This window comes from Bradyrhizobium centrosematis (assembly GCF_045571495.1).
GTDB lineage: Bacteria > Pseudomonadota > Alphaproteobacteria > Rhizobiales > Xanthobacteraceae > Bradyrhizobium > Bradyrhizobium centrosematis.
On record NZ_CP120703.1, the window covers coordinates 1 to 17,246 of the forward strand.

Here is a 17,246-nt window from a genome sequence, read left to right on the forward strand (position 1 = left end):
ATGACAATGGAACAGGATCGCTGGTCACGCGTGAAGGGTCGGCTGCGCTCGAGCGTTGGCGAGGACGTTTACACGAGCTGGTTTGCGCGCATGGATCTGGAAGGCGTGCAGGACGAGAGCGTGCGGCTCTCGGTGCCCACGCGCTTCCTGAAGAGCTGGATCCAGGCCCATTATGCCGAGCGCGTGCTGTCGTGCTGGCAGGCCGAGATGCCGGAAGTGCATCGCATCGACCTCACCGTCCGCTCCGCGGTGCGCCCGGTGGCGCAGCCGAAGGAAGCGCCGGCCCCGGTCGAGGCGCGCCGCGCGCCGACGCCGGAATTGCGCTCGACCGCGACTGCGCCGGTCTCGGCCAATCACGACGCGCTCGGCGGCTCGCCGCTCGATCCGCGCCTAACCTTCGCGAGCTTCGTCGTCGGCCGCTCCAACACGCTGGCGCATGCGGCTGCGCGTCAGGTCGCGGAAGGTCGCCGCGGCGACCCCGTGATGTTCAACCCGCTCTACATCCATGCCGGCGTCGGCCTCGGCAAGACGCATCTGCTCCAGGCGGTGACCTGGGCCGGCAATTCCGGCAACGAGCGCAAGGTGCTGTATCTCACGGCGGAAAAATTCATGTACGGCTTCGTCGCCGCGCTGAAGACGCAGACGGCGCTGGCCTTCAAGGAAGCGCTGCGCGGCATCGACGTGCTTGTGATCGACGACCTGCAGTTCCTGCAGGGCAAGTCGACCCAGGCCGAGTTCTGTCACACGCTGAACGCGCTGATCGATGCCGGCCGCCAGGTCGTGATCGCGGCCGACCGTCCGCCGTCGGATCTCGAGAGCCTCGATGATCGCGTCCGCTCGCGGCTCGCCGGCGGCCTCGTGGTCGAGATGGGCTCGCTCGGCGAAGAGCTGCGCCACGGCATCCTCAAGTCGCGCGTTGCAGCCGCCCGTACCCATCATGCGACGTTCGACGTCCCGGAGGAGGTGCTGCATTATCTGGCGCGCACCATCACCCATAACGGCCGCGACCTCGAAGGCGCGATCAACCGCCTGCTGGCACATTCCAAGCTCAACAACCAGCCGGTGACGCTGGAGATGGCCGAGCGCGAGGTGCGCGACCTGGTCCGGCCGCAGGAGCCGAAGCGGATCAAGATCGAGGACATCCAGCGCGTGGTGGCGCGGCAGTATAATGTCAGCCGCTCCGACCTCTTGTCCTCGCGCCGCACCGCCAACGTGGTGCGCCCGCGGCAGGTTGCGATGTATCTCGCCAAGACGCTGACCCTGCGCTCGCTCCCCGAGATCGGCCGCCGCTTCGGCGGGCGCGACCACACCACGGTGCTGCACGCCGTGCGCAAGATCGAGGCGCTGGTCTCCAAGGACACCGCGCTGTCGGAGGAAGTGGAGTCGCTGAAGCGCCAGCTTCAGGAATAAACGCCTAAGCCGCTCCTGCCATTCTGCCGCCGGCCCGGCCCCGCCTGAGCGGCGGCTTCGTTTTTGCCTGTAAATCGTGGGGAACTGACCCCCAATCCCTTGAAACGGATGGCTTTCCGCGCCACCTTGCGCGACCCTGGCGGCTTTGGTCATATCGGTTGGATGACCCGGCCGACCGGGGTCATCGGTGCCGCGGCGCTTTTCGGCTGCCCGGCCTTTCACATCTTGGGGATCGGGCGAGTAGTGCAATGAAGGTTACGGTCGAACGCGCGCAACTCCTGAAGTCACTGGGCCATGTCCACCGCGTGGTCGAGCGCCGCAACACGATTCCGATCCTCGGCAACGTGCTGGTACGGGCCGAGAACGCCAAGCTGTCGCTGAAGGCGACCGACCTCGATCTCGAGGTGACGGAAACATTGCCTGCGGAGACCGCAACCGCCGGTTCCACCACCGTGCCGGCGCACATGTTCTACGACATCGTGCGCAAGCTGCCGGACGGTTCGCAGATCGTGCTGGAGGCCGACGGCGACCGCGCCGTGCTGGCGATCCGCGCCGGCCGCTCGCGCTTCACGCTGCAGACGCTGCCGGAGAACGACTTCCCGGATCTGGCCGCCGGCGACATGTCGCATTCCTTCTCGCTCCCCGCCAAGGACATCAAGCGGCTGATCGACCGCACCCAGTTCGCGATCTCGACGGAAGAGACGCGCTATTATCTCAACGGCATCTACCTGCACGCCGCCGGGACGCCCAAGGCCGCCACCCTGCGCGGCGTCGCCACCGACGGCCACCGCCTGGCCCAGCTCGACCTGGTGCAGCCCAAGGGCGCCGAGGGCATGCCCGGCGTGATCGTGCCGCGCAAGACCGTCGGCGAGGTGCAGCGCCTGATCGAGGATACCGACGCCGAGATGACGATCGAGCTGTCGCAGGCCAAGATCCGCTTCACGATCGGCAACGTCGTGCTGACCTCGAAACTGATCGACGGCACCTTCCCCGATTACGGCCGCGTCATTCCGCAAGGCAACGACAAGGAGCTCGTCGTCGACAAGAAGGATTTTGAGAACGCGGTCGATCGCGTCTCCACCATCTCCAGCGAGCGCGGCCGCGCGGTGAAACTGTCGCTGTCGGCCGGCAAGCTGGTGCTGTCGGTGACCAACCCGGATTCCGGCAGTGCGACCGAAGAGCTCGAGGTCGAATACGCCTCCGACGCCCTCGATATCGGCTTCAACTCCCGCTATTTGCTCGACATCGCCGCCCAGATCGAAGGCGACGTCGCAACGCTCAAGCTCGCCGACCCCGGCTCGCCGACCCTGGTGCAGGACCGCGACGACAAGAGCGCGCTGTACGTGCTGATGCCGATGCGGGTGTGAGGCGATTTCTCTCTCTCGTCATGGCCGGGCTTGACCCGGCCATCCATCGAACAAGATGACCTATTGGGTGTACATCCTCGCCAGCAAGCCCGGTGGAACACTCTACATCGGCGTCACAAACAATCTGGTCCGCCGCGTCTATGAACATCGCGAGGGCTTGGCTGACGGTTTCACCAAACGTTACGGGGTGAAGACTCTGGTCTATTTCGAGGCGCATGACACGATCGTTGCTGCCCTTCAGCGCGAAAAGAACATGAAGCACTGGCCGCGCGAGTGGAAGATCGATCTGATCGTGAAAAGCAATCCGATGTGGCAAGACCTATATGACGAAGTTGCCCGCTGACGCGGACGATGGATTGCCGGGTCAAGCCCGGCAATGACGAGCTGACATGACCCCCTCCCGCATTCATCGCCTGACGCTGACGCATTTTCGCAATTACCGGGCGGCGGGGCTCGAGACGGCGGCTGACCTGGTGGCGCTGGTCGGGCCGAACGGGGCGGGCAAGACCAATTGCATCGAGGCGATCTCGTTCCTGTCGCCCGGCCGGGGCCTGCGGCGCGCCACGCTGGAAGACGTCGCCGACAACCAGGGCGACGGCTCCTGGGCCGTCTCGGCGCAGGTCGAGGGCGCGCTCGGGCTGGCGACGCTCGGCACCGGCATCGAGCCGCCGCGCGCGGACATTGCAGTGAGCCGGCGCTGTCGCATCGACCGCGAGCCGGTGGGCTCGGCCAGCGCCTTCGGCGACCACATCCGCATGGTGTGGCTGACGCCGGCAATGGACGGGCTGTTCATGGGCGCGGCCTCCGAGCGGCGGCGCTTCTTCGACCGCCTGGTGCTCGCCATCGACAACGAACATTCGAGCCGCATCAACGCGCTGGAGCGCTCCTTGCGCTCGCGCAACCGCCTGCTCGAGACCCGCAATTACGACGACCATTGGTGCGACGCGATCGAGCGCGAGACCGCGGAGCTTGCGGTCGCGGTCGCGGCAACGCGCGGCCAGACGGCGGCAAGGCTGACCGGCATGCTCAACGCGCGCGCGCAGGCCTCCGCCTTTCCCTCGGCCAGGATCGCGCTCGACGGCTGGATGGAAAACGCGCTGCTGGAGGAGACCGCGACCTCGGTCGAGGACCGCTACCGCCAGATCCTGCGCGACAACCGTCCGCGCGATGCCATCGCCGGACGCACCACCGACGGCCCGCATCTCACCGACCTCCAGGTCGTCTATGCGCCGAAGAGCATGCCGGCGCGCGATGCCTCGACCGGCGAGCAGAAGGCGCTGCTGATCGGCCTCGTGCTGGCGCATGCGAGCCTGGTCGCCGAGATGACCGGCATCGTGCCGCTGCTGCTGCTCGACGAGGTCGTCGCGCATCTCGACCCGAACCGGCGCGCCGCGCTGTTCGACGAGCTGAAGACGCTCGGCGCGCAGGTGTGGCTGACGGGCGCCGATCCTGCCGCTTTCGCCGACATCGGCGCAGGAGGCGAAGTGTTTGACGTCGAGAGCGGACGAGTCTCCGCCCGAAGCCAGCAGCGCGATTGAACCCGCCCGTTTCCGTCGGCGACTAGCTGCTTGAGCCGCAAGATGCGGCCATCGCGCGAATTTCTCGGACACGCGCGATATTCTTCGCAGTCTTCTTGGAGCATCGGCATGACGACGGTGAGGCGTGGGGCGCGAGCTCCGGCACGATGGCAATTGTTTGCGTGCGGCCTCGCACTGCTCGCAAGCTGCCTGCTCGCGGCAAGCGCCGGCGCGTTCGTGTCGAACCTGCTGCCGTTGTTCTCGTCCGCGCTGACGCTGGACCCCGCCGCCAAGCTGCCGGCGCCGACCCGTTATCTCTATCGCGGCACCCACACCACCGTGATGCCTGGCATCGCGGCACCGCTCCGCACCAGGCTCGAAACCACGGTGCCCGCACAGCTCGGCGACGTCCTCGCCTTCTACCGCACGGAGCTTGGAAAGCTCGGCTGGCAGGAGCAGCGCGACGGTGCAGTGATCGCAGCCGATCACGTCCGGCTCGCCTTCGCCTCTCCGCTGGGGCCCGCCGCACTGGAGCTCGCTCGCAAGGACAGCAGCACCTCGATTCACCTCGTGCAGAAGAATGCCGAAGCGGCGACGCGGGCGAATATCATGCCCGAACCCGGCCAGGCCAAGCTGGTGTTCACCAATATCAGCGGCAAGGACATCGTGCTGACGATCGACGCGCGGACCGTCAAGCGTGCCGCCGGCACCAACGCGGTATCGCTGGATCTGGCGCCCGGCAGATATTCCTACGAGCTGAGTGCGCCCGACCGGCCGGCCATCACCGACACGATCACCATTGCCGCTGGCGATGCCTGGGAGCTCTCGGTCGGGCGCGACGGCGACGCCCGGCCTCCGCTCCAGCTGTATTGAAGGCCTTCGGCGGTCTTTGAACCTCACGGGTTCCAGCTGCGACTTCTCGTCAGAGGCCGCGCCGACGGTGCCGCAGGCCGGCAATTGCGCGCGAGCCGGTGCGCTGCGCCACGTCCCTGGAGAATTGACCATGTTGAAGATGACGCGCGGGACGCAGGTCCCGGCACGATGGCGGCTGCTTGCCTGTGGCCTCTTCTTGGTGGCGAGCTGCTCCATCGCAGCCGGCGCCGACGGGGGCATCGCCGACGTCCACGCGCTGCCGCAGCTCGAGGGGGCGGTGGAGGACACCTCGCGCCCCGATCCCTACCGCGTCGAATATCGCGTGCCGACGCCGCAAGCCGCGACGTCACAGGCGGTGCGGAAGCTGCTGAGCGCCGACGGCTGGCTGCCCTATGTGCTGCCGCTGGAGGAGAAGAGCACCACGCTGAAATTCAAGAAGGGGCGGCAGGGCCTGTCCGTTCACTTCACGCAAGCACTCGGCCGCCCCGATCAGTCCGTGGTGTATTACACGAGCGACCGGATCTATTCGGACGTGCCGTTCCCCGAAGGCGCGAGCGACCTCGTGTTCGACGGCACCAGGCCCTATCTCGGCTGCATCGCGCCCGGCGCGCTCGATGCCACATCGGATTTCTACAAGAGCCAGATGGAGGCGATCGGCTGGCGCAAGCTCACGGCGGAAACGGCCGCGCGCTGGACCAGTGCCGGCCTCGACGAGACCGTGCCGAACGGCGTGCGCGCCTTCTACGACCATCCCGAGGGCGACACGACGCAGTTCTACAAGCAGAAGCCGGTGATGCTGACGCTGACGCGCCGCGACGATGGCCGGACCAATGTCGACATCAGGATCGCACCCTTCGCGCTGCCCGCCGATCTCAAGGCCGATAGCGATGTCGCCGGCCTGCCGCGGCCAAGCCCGACCAAATCCTCCAGAGGGCTCGGCAGCGCGAGCTCCAACAAGCGCGAGATGAGTGCTGCCGCGATGGCCGAGCTGCCCGCCGTGCTCGCCTTCTATCGACGCGAGCTCGCCGCGCGCGGCTGGCGGGAAGACGGCAGCGCACCGCTCGCCCCTGGCGACGAGATCGCGATCAAGGTCTCCAACACCGAGGAGACCGGCGTGCTGCGGCTCGGCCGCAAATATGATTTCACCATGGTCAGCCTGACCGCGCAGGTGACGGAATCCGCGCTCGCCGCGCGCGCCAAGGCGAAGAAGGAGGCCGACGAGAAGTTCCTCGCGGATGCGCTGGGGACCGCCAAGCAGGTCATCGCCGCCGACGAAGCGAGGCGCAAGGCGCAGGCGGCCGCGCTGTCCGATGCGCCGCTGAATGCGCTTGCCGGCAGCAACACGCCGGTGCCGCTGCCCGAGACCGCCGAAGGCGTGACGTTCGAGGGCAATGGCGGCCACCTCGAATTCTCCTCCAGCTCGAGCGTCAAGGCGCTCACTGCGTTCTATCGCGCATCGCTCAAGCCCGCAGGCTGGAAGGAGCAGCCCTCCGTGATCAACCAGCCCAACATGGCGGTGATGGAATTCTCCAAAGGCGGCAAGTCGATCTCGATGACGGTCATGCAGATGGGCCCGAAGGTGAATGTTCGGGCCAGCGGATCGGCCCTCATGGTGGCCGCGGCGAAGCCTGCGACGATCCCGGAGGTGCAGGCCAAATCCTCCGAGCCGCTCAAGCCCGACACCGAATCTCAGCTGCCCGTGCCGACGCAGCGCTCGTCGACCTCGCTCGCCAGCTCGAAATTCCCGGGTAGCGAGACGCCGTTCCGCCGCGAGCTCGAAGCCAGCATTCCCGCCCCGCTCGGCGACGTCCTGTCCTTCTACCGCACGGAGCTGTCCCGGCTCGGCTGGCAGGAAAAGACTGACGGGGCCATCGTGTCCGCAGAACGCGCGCAGATCGCCTTCTCCTCGCCACAGGGACCGGCCGTGCTCAGGCTTGCCCGCGCCAAGGGCGAGACCACGGTCAATTTGGTGCAAAAAAATCCGGATGCCGCGGCCAAGGCCGACATCATTCCGAAGGCCGGACAGGCCCGCGTGATGATGGGCAACATGGGCGACAAGGACGCCTCGCTCACGATCAACAAGCAAACCGTGAAGATCGCCGCCGGTGCCGGCGGTCCGCAATCGCCGAAGGGCCCGATTCTCGATCTGCCGCCGGGCAAGTACCAATACGCGCTGCGCGTACCCGGGCAGCCCGCTCGTACCGAGACCCTCACCGTCGCCGCCGGCGATGCCTGGGGTCTGATGGTGGGGCCGAGCGGCGACGTGCTGCCGCTGCAGATGTATTGAGGTGCCGGGCCGTTAGAACCGCCGCATCGTCATGGCCGGGCTTGTCCCGGCCATGACGGCACCTGTGAATGCCCAAGTGAATGCCCAAGGCAGCTCGAAACAGACCTCTCCCACGTCCGCAAAAACCCCGCCTTTCCGCGCCCCAAAGGCCCTCCGAATCGCGCTTTTTTCGAGGTCCGGAATCGGCCTTCAAACGCCTTGAAAACTGGCCAAAAATCCCTATCTGCTCAAAGGGTTGCGACAGCATACTTTGCGCTAGGCGCAATGCCCCTTTCGTGGCACAAATAGCCCCGCAAATCAGCGCCTTTTGCGCCGCTGATTCGGGCGACATTTCGAAGGCCTCTCATGACAGAACCTGCTCGGCAGCCCGCTGCCGAAAACGAGCCCTCCAATCCGAGCGAATACGGTGCGGAATCGATCCGCGTGCTCAAGGGTCTCGACGCCGTCCGCAAGCGCCCTGGCATGTATATCGGCGACACCGATGACGGCTCGGGCCTGCACCACATGGTGTACGAAGTCGTCGACAACGCGATCGACGAGGCGCTGGCGGGCCACGCCACGCGCGTCGAGGTCGTGCTCAACGCCGACAATTCCGTGACCGTGCGCGACGACGGCCGCGGCATTCCCGTGGACATCCACAAGGGCGAAGGCATCTCGGCGGCCGAGGTCATCATGACCCAGCTCCATGCCGGCGGTAAGTTCGACCAGAACTCCTACAAGGTTTCCGGCGGCCTGCACGGCGTCGGCGTCTCCGTCGTCAACGCGCTGTCGAGCAAGCTCGGCCTGCGGATCTGGCGCGACGACAAGGAGCACTATATCGAGTTCGCCCACGGCGATGCCGTGGCCCCGCTCAAGGTCGTCGGCGCCGCACCCGGCAAGCGCGGCACCGAGGTGACGTTCCTGGCCTCGACCGAGACCTTCAAGAACATCGAATATGATTTCGCCACGCTCGAGCATCGCTTGCGCGAGCTCGCCTTCCTCAATTCCGGCGTCAACATCGTTCTCTCCGACATGCGCCACGCGGTCGAGAAGCGCGAGGAGATGTTCTATTCCGGCGGGGTCGAGGAGTTCGTCAAATATCTCGACCGCAACAAGAAGGCGCTGGTGCCGGCGCCGATCATGGTGCGCTCGGAGGCCAACGGCATCGGCGTCGAGGCCGCGCTGTGGTGGAACGACAGCTACCACGAGAACGTGCTGTGCTTCACCAACAACATCCCGCAACGCGACGGCGGCACCCATCTCGCCGGCTTCCGCGGCGCGCTGACGCGTCAGGTCAACGGCTATGCCGAGGCAAACGCCAAGAAGGAAAAGATCGCGCTGACCGGCGACGATTGTCGCGAAGGCTTGACGGCCGTGCTGTCGGTGAAGGTGCCCGATCCGAAATTCTCGTCGCAGACCAAGGACAAGCTGGTGTCCTCGGAAGTGCGTCCCGTGGTCGAGAACGTCCTCAACGAGGCGCTCCAAGCCTGGTTCGAGGAGCACCCGTCCGAGGCCAAGATGATCGTCGGCAAGGTGATCCAGGCCGCGGCGGCGCGTGAGGCTGCACGAAAAGCACGCGAGCTGACGCGCAAGAGCCCGCTTTCGGTCTCCTCGCTGCCCGGCAAACTCGCCGACTGCCAGGAGAAGGATCCCGCCAAGTCCGAGCTCTTCATCGTCGAGGGTGACTCGGCAGGCGGCAGCGCCAAGCAGGGCCGCAACCGCGAGTTCCAGGCGGTGCTGCCGCTGCGCGGCAAGATTCTCAACGTCGAACGCGTCCGCCCCGACAAAATGCTGTCATCGGAGCAGATCGGGACGCTGATCACCGCGCTCGGCACCGGCATCAGCGACGAATTTTCGGTCGAGAAGCTGCGCTATCACAAGATCATCGTGATGACGGACGCCGACGTCGACGGCGCCCACATCCGCACGCTGCTGCTCACCTTCTTCTACCGGCAGATGCGCGACATCATCGACGGCGGCTATCTCTATATCGCCCAGCCGCCGCTCTACAAGGTCAGCAAAGGCAAGTCCGAGCAGTATCTGAAGGACGAGCGCGCGCTGGAAGACTATCTGATCGACGCCGGCCTCGACGATTGCGTGTACATCCCTGGTACCGGCGGCGACCGTTCCGGGCGCGATCTGCGCGCGCTGGTCGACGACGCCCGCGTGGTCCGCAGCATCCTGCGCAGCTTGCACAGCCGCTATAACCGCAAGGTGGTCGAGCAGGCCGCGATCACCGGCGTGCTGAACAAGTCGGTCTACGGCAACCCCGAGAACGCCACGGCCGCGGCTCAGTACATCGCGGCCCGACTGGACAGCCAGGCCGAGGAGGTCGAGCGAGGCTGGGTCGGCCAATTCGTCGAAGGCCAGGGTTTCCTGTTCGAGCGCACCGTCCGCGGCGTCAAGGAAGCCGCCGTGATCGACGACGCGCTGCTCGGCTCGGCCGAAGCGCGCAAGCTCGACGAGTACACGCCCAAGCTCCAGGACGTCTACGCGCGCTCCGGCAAGCTGCGCCGCAAGGATAGCGAGCATGTGGTGCACGGTCCGTCCGACCTGTTCGAGGCCGTGACTGAAGCCGGCCGCAAGGGCATCGCGCTGCAGCGCTACAAAGGCCTCGGCGAGATGAACCCGGAGCAGCTCTGGGAGACCACGCTGAACACCGACGCGCGTTCGCTGCTGCAGGTGAAGGTCAAGGAGGTCGACGAGGCCGACGACATCTTCACCAAGCTGATGGGCGACGTGGTCGAGCCGCGCCGCGACTTCATCCAGGAACACTCGCTCAGCGCGACGATCGATATCTGAAGGCAGGATGGCTTTGGATTGATCTGCTAGCCAAGCTGTTGCTGCACCTCTCCCGCTTGCGGGAGAGGTCGACGCGAAGCGGCGGGTGAGGGCTCTTTCCTCTGAGGGATTGTCCCGTTGTGGAGACACCCTCTCCCCGCCCTCCCCCGCAGGCGGGGGAGGGAGCGCACCACCTGTGTGGCAACAACGCCTGAACCTCCCTACCCGCCGTCGCGACGAAACGGCATGAACCCGTCGGCCAATTCCGGCCGGGAAGTGTCGCGTCATGACCGCCTCTGCAAGGACCAGTTCCACCGCGCCCTCGCGCCGCCTCGGCATCATCGGCAGCATCGTCGGCGTGCTGGCGATGATAGCGGCCGTGTTGCCGCATTGGGTCGTGCCGATCGTGTTTCCGCCGCCGCCGGCGGACAAGGTGATCGTCGACACCTGACATCGCATCAAGGACCGCATCGTCGCGAAGGTGAAGGGCGAGGAGTATCAGGCTCCGAGGCCTGAGAAGCCGGCGGGACGAAGCTGGAGCGAAACCGCGTCGGTCACAGCAATCTCGCTCGGCCTGCTCGCCATCCTGCTTTCGGTGCTTTCCCTGATCTTCCGGGAGGAACGGCTCCTTGCCGCTGTTGCCGCCACACTCGGCACCGGCGCCATCGCCATCGAAATCTCCTTCGTCATGATCGGGGCCCTGATCCTGATCGCGATCCTCTATGTGATCGGGAATATCATCGGGCTGTTTTGAGGGGCAGGCCAGCTGCCACAAACGCCAGACGGATGGGTGCGGGTTACAGCCAGTACAATTGCTCCCGCGCTCAAATCTCTGTAGTTTCCGCCCGAAACAGGCCCCCCATTCAACAGGACAGCGAGAACCCCGTGGCGCCCATCCAATACATCGTCGAGGGCGGTCACCGGCTCTCGGGCTCGATCGAGCCATCCGGCAACAAGAATTCGGCGCTCCCGATCATCGCCGCGGCGCTGCTCACCTCACATCCGGTGACGTTGGAGAACGTGCCGCGGATTCGCGACACCGAGACGCTGGTCGAGCTGATCCGCTCGGTCGGCGCGTCGGCGGAATGGACTGCGCGCAACACGCTCCATATCCACGCCAAGAACATCCGCGCCGCCGATCTCGATCCCGAGCTGTGCGTGCGCATCCGCGCCTCGATCCTGCTCGCCGGCCCCCTGCTCGCACGCTGCGGCGAGGTGATGCTGCCGCCGCCCGGCGGCGACGTCATCGGCCGCCGCCGGCTCGACACGCATGTGCTGGCGCTGGAGCAGTTAGGGGCCAAGGTCACCGCGACCGACCGGCTCGAATTCCGCGCACCCAAGCTTGCCGGTGCGGACGTGTTCCTGGACGAGCCCAGCGTCACCGCGACCGAGAATGCGCTGGTCGCGGCGGTCGCCGCCGATGGCGTCACATATTTGCGCAACGCGGCGTCCGAGCCGCACGTGCAGGATCTCGCCAATTTCCTGGTCGCGCTTGGCGCCAAGATCGAAGGCATCGGCACCAACACCATGATCGTGCACGGGCCGGCGACGCTGGGGGAGACGACCTACCGGATCCAGCCCGACCATATCGAGGTCGGCTCGCTGATCGGGCTTGCGGCGGTGACGCGCTCTCCGTTGCGCATCACGCGCGCCGGCGTCGAGCATCTACGCTCGATCCGGATGGGCTTCGAGCGGCTCGGCATCGTCTGCCGTGTCGAGGGCGACGATCTCATCGTGCCCTCGAACCAGACGCTGAAGATCCAGGACGATTTCGGCGGCCATGTGCCCAAGCTCGAGGACCAGCCCTGGCCGGCCTTCCCGGCCGACCTGATGTCGATCGCGATCGTCACCGCCACGCAATGCGAGGGCGTCATCCTGATGTTCGAGAAGATGTTCGAATCCAGGATGTTCTTCGTCGACAAGCTGATCGCGATGGGCGCGCGCATCGTGCTGTGCGACCCGCACCGCGCGATCATCGCAGGTCCCAGCCGCCTGCACGGCGCGACCATGACCTCGCCCGACATCCGCGCCGGCATGGCCATGCTGCTGGCGGCCGTCTGCGCGCAAGGCACCTCCACCATCAACAACGCCGACCAGATCGAGCGCGGCTATGAGCGCATCGAGGAGCGGCTGAACGCGCTGGGCGCGAAGATCAAGCGCGTGCCGGAACGAAAGAGCTGATCTTCCTCTCCCCGCGTGCGGCACGGGCAATCACATATGAGTTCGGTTGCCTGTGGCGCATCCTCCGAGACGCCCGCCCTTGGCGGGCCCTCAGGATGAGGACGGAGTGCGCGGCAGCACTTTCAACGGACACCGATACAGTTGAGCCTCATCCTGAGGAGACCGCGAAGCGGGCGTCTCGAAGGAGAGGCGCTTGCTCAGACCCCACCACAAAGCCATATGCGATAGCGCTCCGCCGCGTGCGGGGAGAGGCCGGAATACGCGCGCCCAGGGCGCGCTCCGGGTGAGAGGGGATTCTACAAGCACGGGCCATGTTTTCGTCGCCCGGCCGTGCTATTGAGCCGCCATGCTCGACACCGTCCAACATCATGCGCAGCCGCAAGCCGGCGTGCCGCAAAGCCGCCTCGCCGACGAATTGGTCGAGACGTTGCGGCTGGCCGTGCCGCTGATGCTGACGCAGCTCGGGCAGATCGCGATGATCACGACCGATCTCGCGTTGATCGGCCGGCTCGGCGAGGATGCGGTGGCCGCGGCGGCGCTGGCGCACACGGTCTATTTCGTCAGCTTCACCTTCGGGCTCGGACTGATGTCGGCGGTGTCGCCGCTGGCGGCGCAGGCGTTCGGCGCGGGCGACGTCAGGCGCATCCGCCGCTCGTTGCGCGTCGGGCTGTGGGTCGCGTTTCTGATCTCGCTGCCGATGATGGCCTCGCCGCTCTATGGCGAGCAGATCCTGCTCGCGCTCGGACAGGTGCCGCAATCGGCCGCGCTGGCGCAGCGCTATCTCAACGGCCTCGCCTGGGGCATTGCGCCGGCGCTCGGCTTCATCGCGCTGCGCAGCATGATGAGTGCGGTGAACCGGCCGCAGCCGCCGCTGTGGATCACGCTGGCCGCGATCCCGGTCAATGCCGTGCTGGTCTATACCCTGATCCACGGCCTGTTCGGCCTGCCCGAGCTCGGCCTGTTCGGCGCGGGACTTGCGACCACGATCGTCAACCTTGGCACGTTCGTCGCCGTGCTCGCCATCGCCGGGCTGCGCAAGCCGTTCTCGGACTACCGCCCGCTGGCGCGCCTGTGGCGAATCGACTGGCCTCTGATGCGGCAATTGATCGCGCTCGGCGCGCCGATCTCGTTCTCGCTGCTGCTGGAATACGGCCTGTTCTCCTCGGCGGCGCTGCTGATGGGATTGATCTCGACCACCGCGATTGCCGCGCATCAGATCGCGCTGCAGGTCACCGCGGTGCTGTTCATGGTGCCGCTCGGCATCGGCATGGCGGCGACGGTGCGGGTCGGCCACGCCTTCGGCCGCGGCGATGCGGCCGCCGTGACGCGCGCCGGGCTGGCCGCAGCCGTGCTGGGCATCGGCCTGGTCTGTGCCCTGACGATCGCGATCATCCTCGGCCGCTATCAGCTCGGCCAGCTGTTCTTCGGCCGTGGCGCCGGCAGCGCGGCCACCGTCGAGCTCACCGCGACGCTGCTGCTGGTCGGCGCCACCTTCTTCATCGCCGACGGCCTGCAGACCATCATGGGCGGCGCGCTGCGCGGCATCAACGACACCAGGATGACGCTGCTGTTCGCGGCGATCGGATATTGGGGCGTCGCTTTTCCCGTCGCCTGGATGCTGGCCTTCCACACCGGGCTCGGCGCGGTCGGCGTCTGGGTCGGATTCTCGGTCGGCACCTTCGTCTATGCCGGGCTGCTGATCTTGCGCTTCCGGATGCTGACGCGCAAACTAATGGGATGATCGGAACGGTCCGCGAAGTCACCCCCAATGTCGATGCCGGCACGCTGCTGGCAGGCGCGCAGTTCATCGACGCCTTTCGCGTGGAGGTCGGCGCGATGCAATTGAGTGCCCGCGAGGCCTGCACCCGAATGGTGCTGCACGGACCGCGCTGGATCGATGCGCTGACGCGCTTGCGCAACGTCCTGGTGAAACCCTTCGGACTGAAGACGTCCGGCGAGGGTGCTCCGGCGCCGCACGGGATGATCGGCCTCTTTCCAGTGCTGAGTGAAACGCCGGAGCGGCTAATCGCCGGGTTTGACGACTACCATCTCGATTTCCGCGTCGTGGTTGACGTCGCCGGCGACGCGGCGGACCGGCGGGTGACATTGACCACCTTGGTGCGGACCAACAATCTGCTCGGACGGGCCTACCTCACGCTGATCGTGCCCTTCCACAAGCTCGTAGCCCGTAGCATGATGGGAGACATCGTGGAGCCGGCCAGATGACGCTGTCCGTCGATCTCTTCTTCTCCTTCCGCAGCCCGTTCAGCTATCTGGCGTTGCCGAAGACGCAAAAGCTCGTCGAGGACTACGATCTCGCCGTGAACCTGCGGCCGGTCTACCCGCTCGCGGTGCGCGTGCCCGGCTTCTTCAAGAAGGCCAATCCGAATTTCATTCGCTACGTGGTGCTCGACAGCACGCGCGTGGCGCAGCACGAGGGCATTCCATTCCGCTTTCCCCGGCCCGATCCGATCGTGCAGGACAAGACGACGTTCGACGTCGCGGCCGAGCAGCCCTATATCCACCGCCTGACCCGGCTGGGCGCGATGGCGCAGCTCGAGGGACGCGCGCTCGCATTCACTTCGGCGATCGCCCGCGTGCTGTGGGACGGCTCGGTGGCGGGATGGAACGAAGGTGATCATCTCGCGCGCGCGGCCGAAGCCGCCGGCTTTGACCTCGCCGCGATGGACGCCGCGATCACCGCCGACCCGGATCGCTACGAGCAGGTGATCGCGGAGAACGAGAAGGACCACGCCGCGTCGGGCCATTGGGGCGTGCCGACCTTCGTGTTCGAGAACGAGCCCTTCTTCGGGCAGGACCGCATCGATCTCCTGGTCTGGCGCATGCAGGACAAGGGGCTGACGCGGCGTGCAGGCCGACATTGATGAACACTGCCCTTGTTCAGCCCACCGGGCCCGGGGTCCAATTGTCACCTGCAAGCGGACTAACTCTCACATCAGGAATCACGCCGAGGTCCATGCTTGGATCGAAATGACGCATCGTCCGCTCATTGAGGTCAATGATGCGGCCAGGTCTCAGCGGCCCCACGTCATTTATCTTGACGATGACCTTTTTGCCCACGGCTTCGACGAGGGCATATTTCGGCCTCGTGCCAAATTGAACCCCACCGAATTTCCGACGCAAGCTCGTCTTGATGGCGGCCGTCCAGGCAGAGGGATCATAACGCTCGCCGGTGGCTGTCTTCGGACCGCCCTCCTCCTTGCCGGGCTTGAACGGATTGTATGTGGACGCCGCGCCAACGATCGCATTGCCAGAGGCGGCATTGACGACATGGTTTGAGTGATCCCCACGAGTTTCACTTCGCGCACCGGCAACAGAAACGGCGAGCGCAATCAGGGCGCCGCAAATTGCGGCGCTCGAGCGGAAGAGCATCATTAGTCCTGTGATTTTCTGGATTGTCCGGTTCCAGAACCGCAAACGTCGTCAAGCGAACGCAGCCGCGTTCATCAACTTGCGCCAATCGTTTTGCGGATTCGAGCCAACCCCTGGCTACGGAACCGTTGTGGGAACCGGAGTGGTCCTCACGTCGCGTTTAGCTTGTCGCCGATTAAGACAGAAATTGCGTCAGCAACATGGCCCCAAGCGACCTGACGCGTGCAGCGTCTCGGGGTCGCAGGCGGCCGATCAGGGCCAAGCCGCGCAACGTGCGCATTGCTGTCGAAGGCGGACGTCCAGAAGGCCGCCCGAGCTCACTCCGCTACACGCACGGATTTGGCGCCTGCGGCCTCGGACCATTCGCCGACGACACGATCGAGATCGCAGAGATTCTGGTGCATCTGCTCCAGCGAGAAGCCGAGCGCGAAGAAACGTTCGGCGGTGTCGCCGGGCTGGCCGCGGATCAAGCCGTCCTGACGGACCGACGCGACCGCCTCCGCGTAACGCTGGAGCGCGACGTGGACGGGATGGATCGGCGGCGCGCCCGCGCCCTCGCGCAAGGCGCTAGCAGCCGAACGCAGGAAACGGGCGATCACGCTCGACACCTCCGTCAGCGGAGCAGCTAGCCGCATCTGCACCTCGACCGGCAGCGGCACCACGGTGGCACGGCCGATCATCACGACGTCATGGCGCAGCCGCAGGACGGTGCGCAAGAGCGGGCCGGTGTCGGGCCCGCTCGACAGCCGCGCGGCGCGCTCGCGTTCGGCTTCGGCGCCGATGGCATTCATGCCGACCATCGCGGTGCCGATGCCATCCTGGATCCGATGTAGCGCGTCGTTGTCGCGACCGCGCGTGAGGCCAGCCAGCAATTCGCTGAAGGCATCTGCGATCAGCTCGAGCAGTTGCGCAGCGGCAGCACGGATCTGCCGTACCGCGCGCGAGGGCAGCACCAGGAACGACACCAGCAATCCCGTGACCGCGCCGACGCCGACCTCGCTGACGCGGTCGATCGCCGAGGTCATGGGATCGGAATGGTGCATGGTGGGAACCAGCAGCACGATCACGGCCGTCACCGTGGCCGCGCTGAGGCTCGGATTGATCGCGGCGATGAAGGCGAGCGGGGCGACCGAGAGCACCAGCAAGCCAAGGAGGCCGGCTTCGCTGGAATAGGGAATCAGGATCGCGATGGCGCCGCCATAGATCGCGCCGCCGATGGTGCCGAGCATGTAGTCGCGCGTCGCTTTCAGCGAGCGGCCGACACTCATCTGGGTCACGATCAGCGAGGTCAGGACCGCCCAGAGCGGCAACAACAGATGCAGCGCGGTGGCGAGCGCATAGGCCGCGGTCGCCGCCACGGTGACCCGGATCGCCAGCCCAAGCTGCGTCCGCCGCGCTCGAACCCGGTCGAACAGCTGCCTTGCGCGCGTCATGCGGAATATCCCGATCCTCTTGCGC

General features: G+C 66.2%; 13 protein-coding genes and 1 pseudogene. 12 read left to right on the top strand and 2 right to left on the bottom strand.

Features of this window, described 5'->3' with window-relative positions:
- The 12 genes and pseudogenes from dnaA (at position 1) to P6U31_RS00060 (ending at position 15,280) form a co-directional block, all read left to right on the top strand.
- Positions 1–1,410, top strand: a complete 1,410-nt coding sequence (dnaA, locus tag P6U31_RS00005; protein ID WP_128928584.1) for a chromosomal replication initiator protein DnaA — start codon at positions 1–3, stop codon at positions 1,408–1,410.
- A 248-nt stretch (positions 1,411–1,658) separates the two neighbouring features.
- Positions 1,659–2,777 (top strand): DNA polymerase III subunit beta, encoded by a 1,119-nt coding sequence (dnaN, locus tag P6U31_RS00010; protein ID WP_407186283.1) that lies wholly within the window; start codon positions 1,659–1,661, stop codon positions 2,775–2,777.
- A gap of 55 nt (positions 2,778–2,832) precedes the next feature.
- Positions 2,833–3,120, top strand: coding sequence for a GIY-YIG nuclease family protein (locus P6U31_RS00015; protein ID WP_407186284.1), 288 nt, complete (start codon positions 2,833–2,835; stop codon positions 3,118–3,120).
- 46 nt (positions 3,121–3,166) lie between these two features.
- On the top strand, positions 3,167–4,315 hold the full coding sequence (recF, locus tag P6U31_RS00020; protein ID WP_407186285.1) for a DNA replication/repair protein RecF: 1,149 nt from the start codon (positions 3,167–3,169) through the stop codon (positions 4,313–4,315).
- Between the two features lie 108 nt (positions 4,316–4,423).
- Complete coding sequence (locus P6U31_RS00025; protein ID WP_407186286.1) at positions 4,424–5,167, top strand: hypothetical protein; 744 nt, start codon at positions 4,424–4,426, stop codon at positions 5,165–5,167.
- 130 nt (positions 5,168–5,297) lie between these two features.
- Positions 5,298–7,454 (top strand): hypothetical protein, encoded by a 2,157-nt coding sequence (locus P6U31_RS00030; RefSeq protein ID WP_407186287.1) that lies wholly within the window; start codon positions 5,298–5,300, stop codon positions 7,452–7,454.
- 345 nt (positions 7,455–7,799) lie between these two features.
- Complete coding sequence (gene gyrB / locus P6U31_RS00035; protein ID WP_407186288.1) at positions 7,800–10,235, top strand: DNA topoisomerase (ATP-hydrolyzing) subunit B; 2,436 nt, start codon at positions 7,800–7,802, stop codon at positions 10,233–10,235.
- A 265-nt stretch (positions 10,236–10,500) separates the two neighbouring features.
- Positions 10,501–10,968 (top strand): annotated as a pseudogene (locus tag P6U31_RS00040) (hypothetical protein).
- A gap of 131 nt (positions 10,969–11,099) precedes the next feature.
- Positions 11,100–12,395 (top strand): UDP-N-acetylglucosamine 1-carboxyvinyltransferase, encoded by a 1,296-nt coding sequence (murA, locus tag P6U31_RS00045; protein WP_407186289.1) that lies wholly within the window; start codon positions 11,100–11,102, stop codon positions 12,393–12,395.
- 346 nt (positions 12,396–12,741) lie between these two features.
- Positions 12,742–14,136: an MATE family efflux transporter gene (locus tag P6U31_RS00050; RefSeq protein ID WP_407186290.1), complete on the top strand. Its 1,395-nt coding sequence runs from the start codon at positions 12,742–12,744 to the stop codon at positions 14,134–14,136.
- The gene (locus tag P6U31_RS00055) at positions 14,133–14,621 is read left to right on the top strand and encodes a DUF2867 domain-containing protein (protein ID WP_407186291.1); all 489 of its coding nucleotides are present in this window, start codon (positions 14,133–14,135) and stop codon (positions 14,619–14,621) included. Before P6U31_RS00050 ends, P6U31_RS00055 begins: the two co-directional genes overlap by 4 nt.
- Positions 14,618–15,280, top strand: a complete 663-nt coding sequence (locus P6U31_RS00060) for a 2-hydroxychromene-2-carboxylate isomerase (RefSeq protein WP_407186292.1) — start codon at positions 14,618–14,620, stop codon at positions 15,278–15,280. The genes P6U31_RS00055 and P6U31_RS00060 overlap by 4 nt, the downstream gene beginning before the upstream one ends.
- A 16-nt stretch (positions 15,281–15,296) precedes the next feature.
- Here P6U31_RS00060 and P6U31_RS00065 read toward each other — a convergent pair whose 3' ends face one another.
- Together P6U31_RS00065 and P6U31_RS00070 are read right to left on the bottom strand one after the other, a co-directional pair.
- On the bottom strand, positions 15,297–15,791 hold the full coding sequence (locus P6U31_RS00065; protein ID WP_407186293.1) for a septal ring lytic transglycosylase RlpA family protein: 495 nt from the start codon (positions 15,789–15,791) through the stop codon (positions 15,297–15,299).
- 314 nt (positions 15,792–16,105) lie between these two features.
- Complete coding sequence (locus P6U31_RS00070) at positions 16,106–17,221, bottom strand: FUSC family protein (protein ID WP_407186294.1); 1,116 nt, start codon at positions 17,219–17,221, stop codon at positions 16,106–16,108.
- Positions 17,222–17,246 lie beyond the last annotated feature (25 nt).

Bases quoted from the DNA above. Each gene is read 5' to 3' on its own strand.
- dnaA (WP_128928584.1), top strand. From the start codon at position 1: ATGACAATGGAACAGGATCGCTGGTCACGCGTGAAGGGTCGGCTGCGC.
- dnaN (WP_407186283.1), top strand. From the start codon at position 1,659: ATGAAGGTTACGGTCGAACGCGCGCAACTCCTGAAGTCACTGGGCCAT.
- P6U31_RS00015 (WP_407186284.1), top strand. From the start codon at position 2,833: ATGACCTATTGGGTGTACATCCTCGCCAGCAAGCCCGGTGGAACACTC.
- recF (WP_407186285.1), top strand. From the start codon at position 3,167: ATGACCCCCTCCCGCATTCATCGCCTGACGCTGACGCATTTTCGCAAT.
- P6U31_RS00025 (WP_407186286.1), top strand. From the start codon at position 4,424: ATGACGACGGTGAGGCGTGGGGCGCGAGCTCCGGCACGATGGCAATTG.
- P6U31_RS00030 (WP_407186287.1), top strand. From the start codon at position 5,298: ATGTTGAAGATGACGCGCGGGACGCAGGTCCCGGCACGATGGCGGCTG.
- gyrB (WP_407186288.1), top strand. From the start codon at position 7,800: ATGACAGAACCTGCTCGGCAGCCCGCTGCCGAAAACGAGCCCTCCAAT.
- P6U31_RS00050 (WP_407186290.1), top strand. From the start codon at position 12,742: ATGCTCGACACCGTCCAACATCATGCGCAGCCGCAAGCCGGCGTGCCG.
- P6U31_RS00055 (WP_407186291.1), top strand. From the start codon at position 14,133: ATGATCGGAACGGTCCGCGAAGTCACCCCCAATGTCGATGCCGGCACG.
- P6U31_RS00060 (WP_407186292.1), top strand. From the start codon at position 14,618: ATGACGCTGTCCGTCGATCTCTTCTTCTCCTTCCGCAGCCCGTTCAGC.
- P6U31_RS00065 (WP_407186293.1), bottom strand. From the start codon at position 15,791: ATGATGCTCTTCCGCTCGAGCGCCGCAATTTGCGGCGCCCTGATTGCG.
- P6U31_RS00070 (WP_407186294.1), bottom strand. From the start codon at position 17,221: ATGACGCGCGCAAGGCAGCTGTTCGACCGGGTTCGAGCGCGGCGGACG.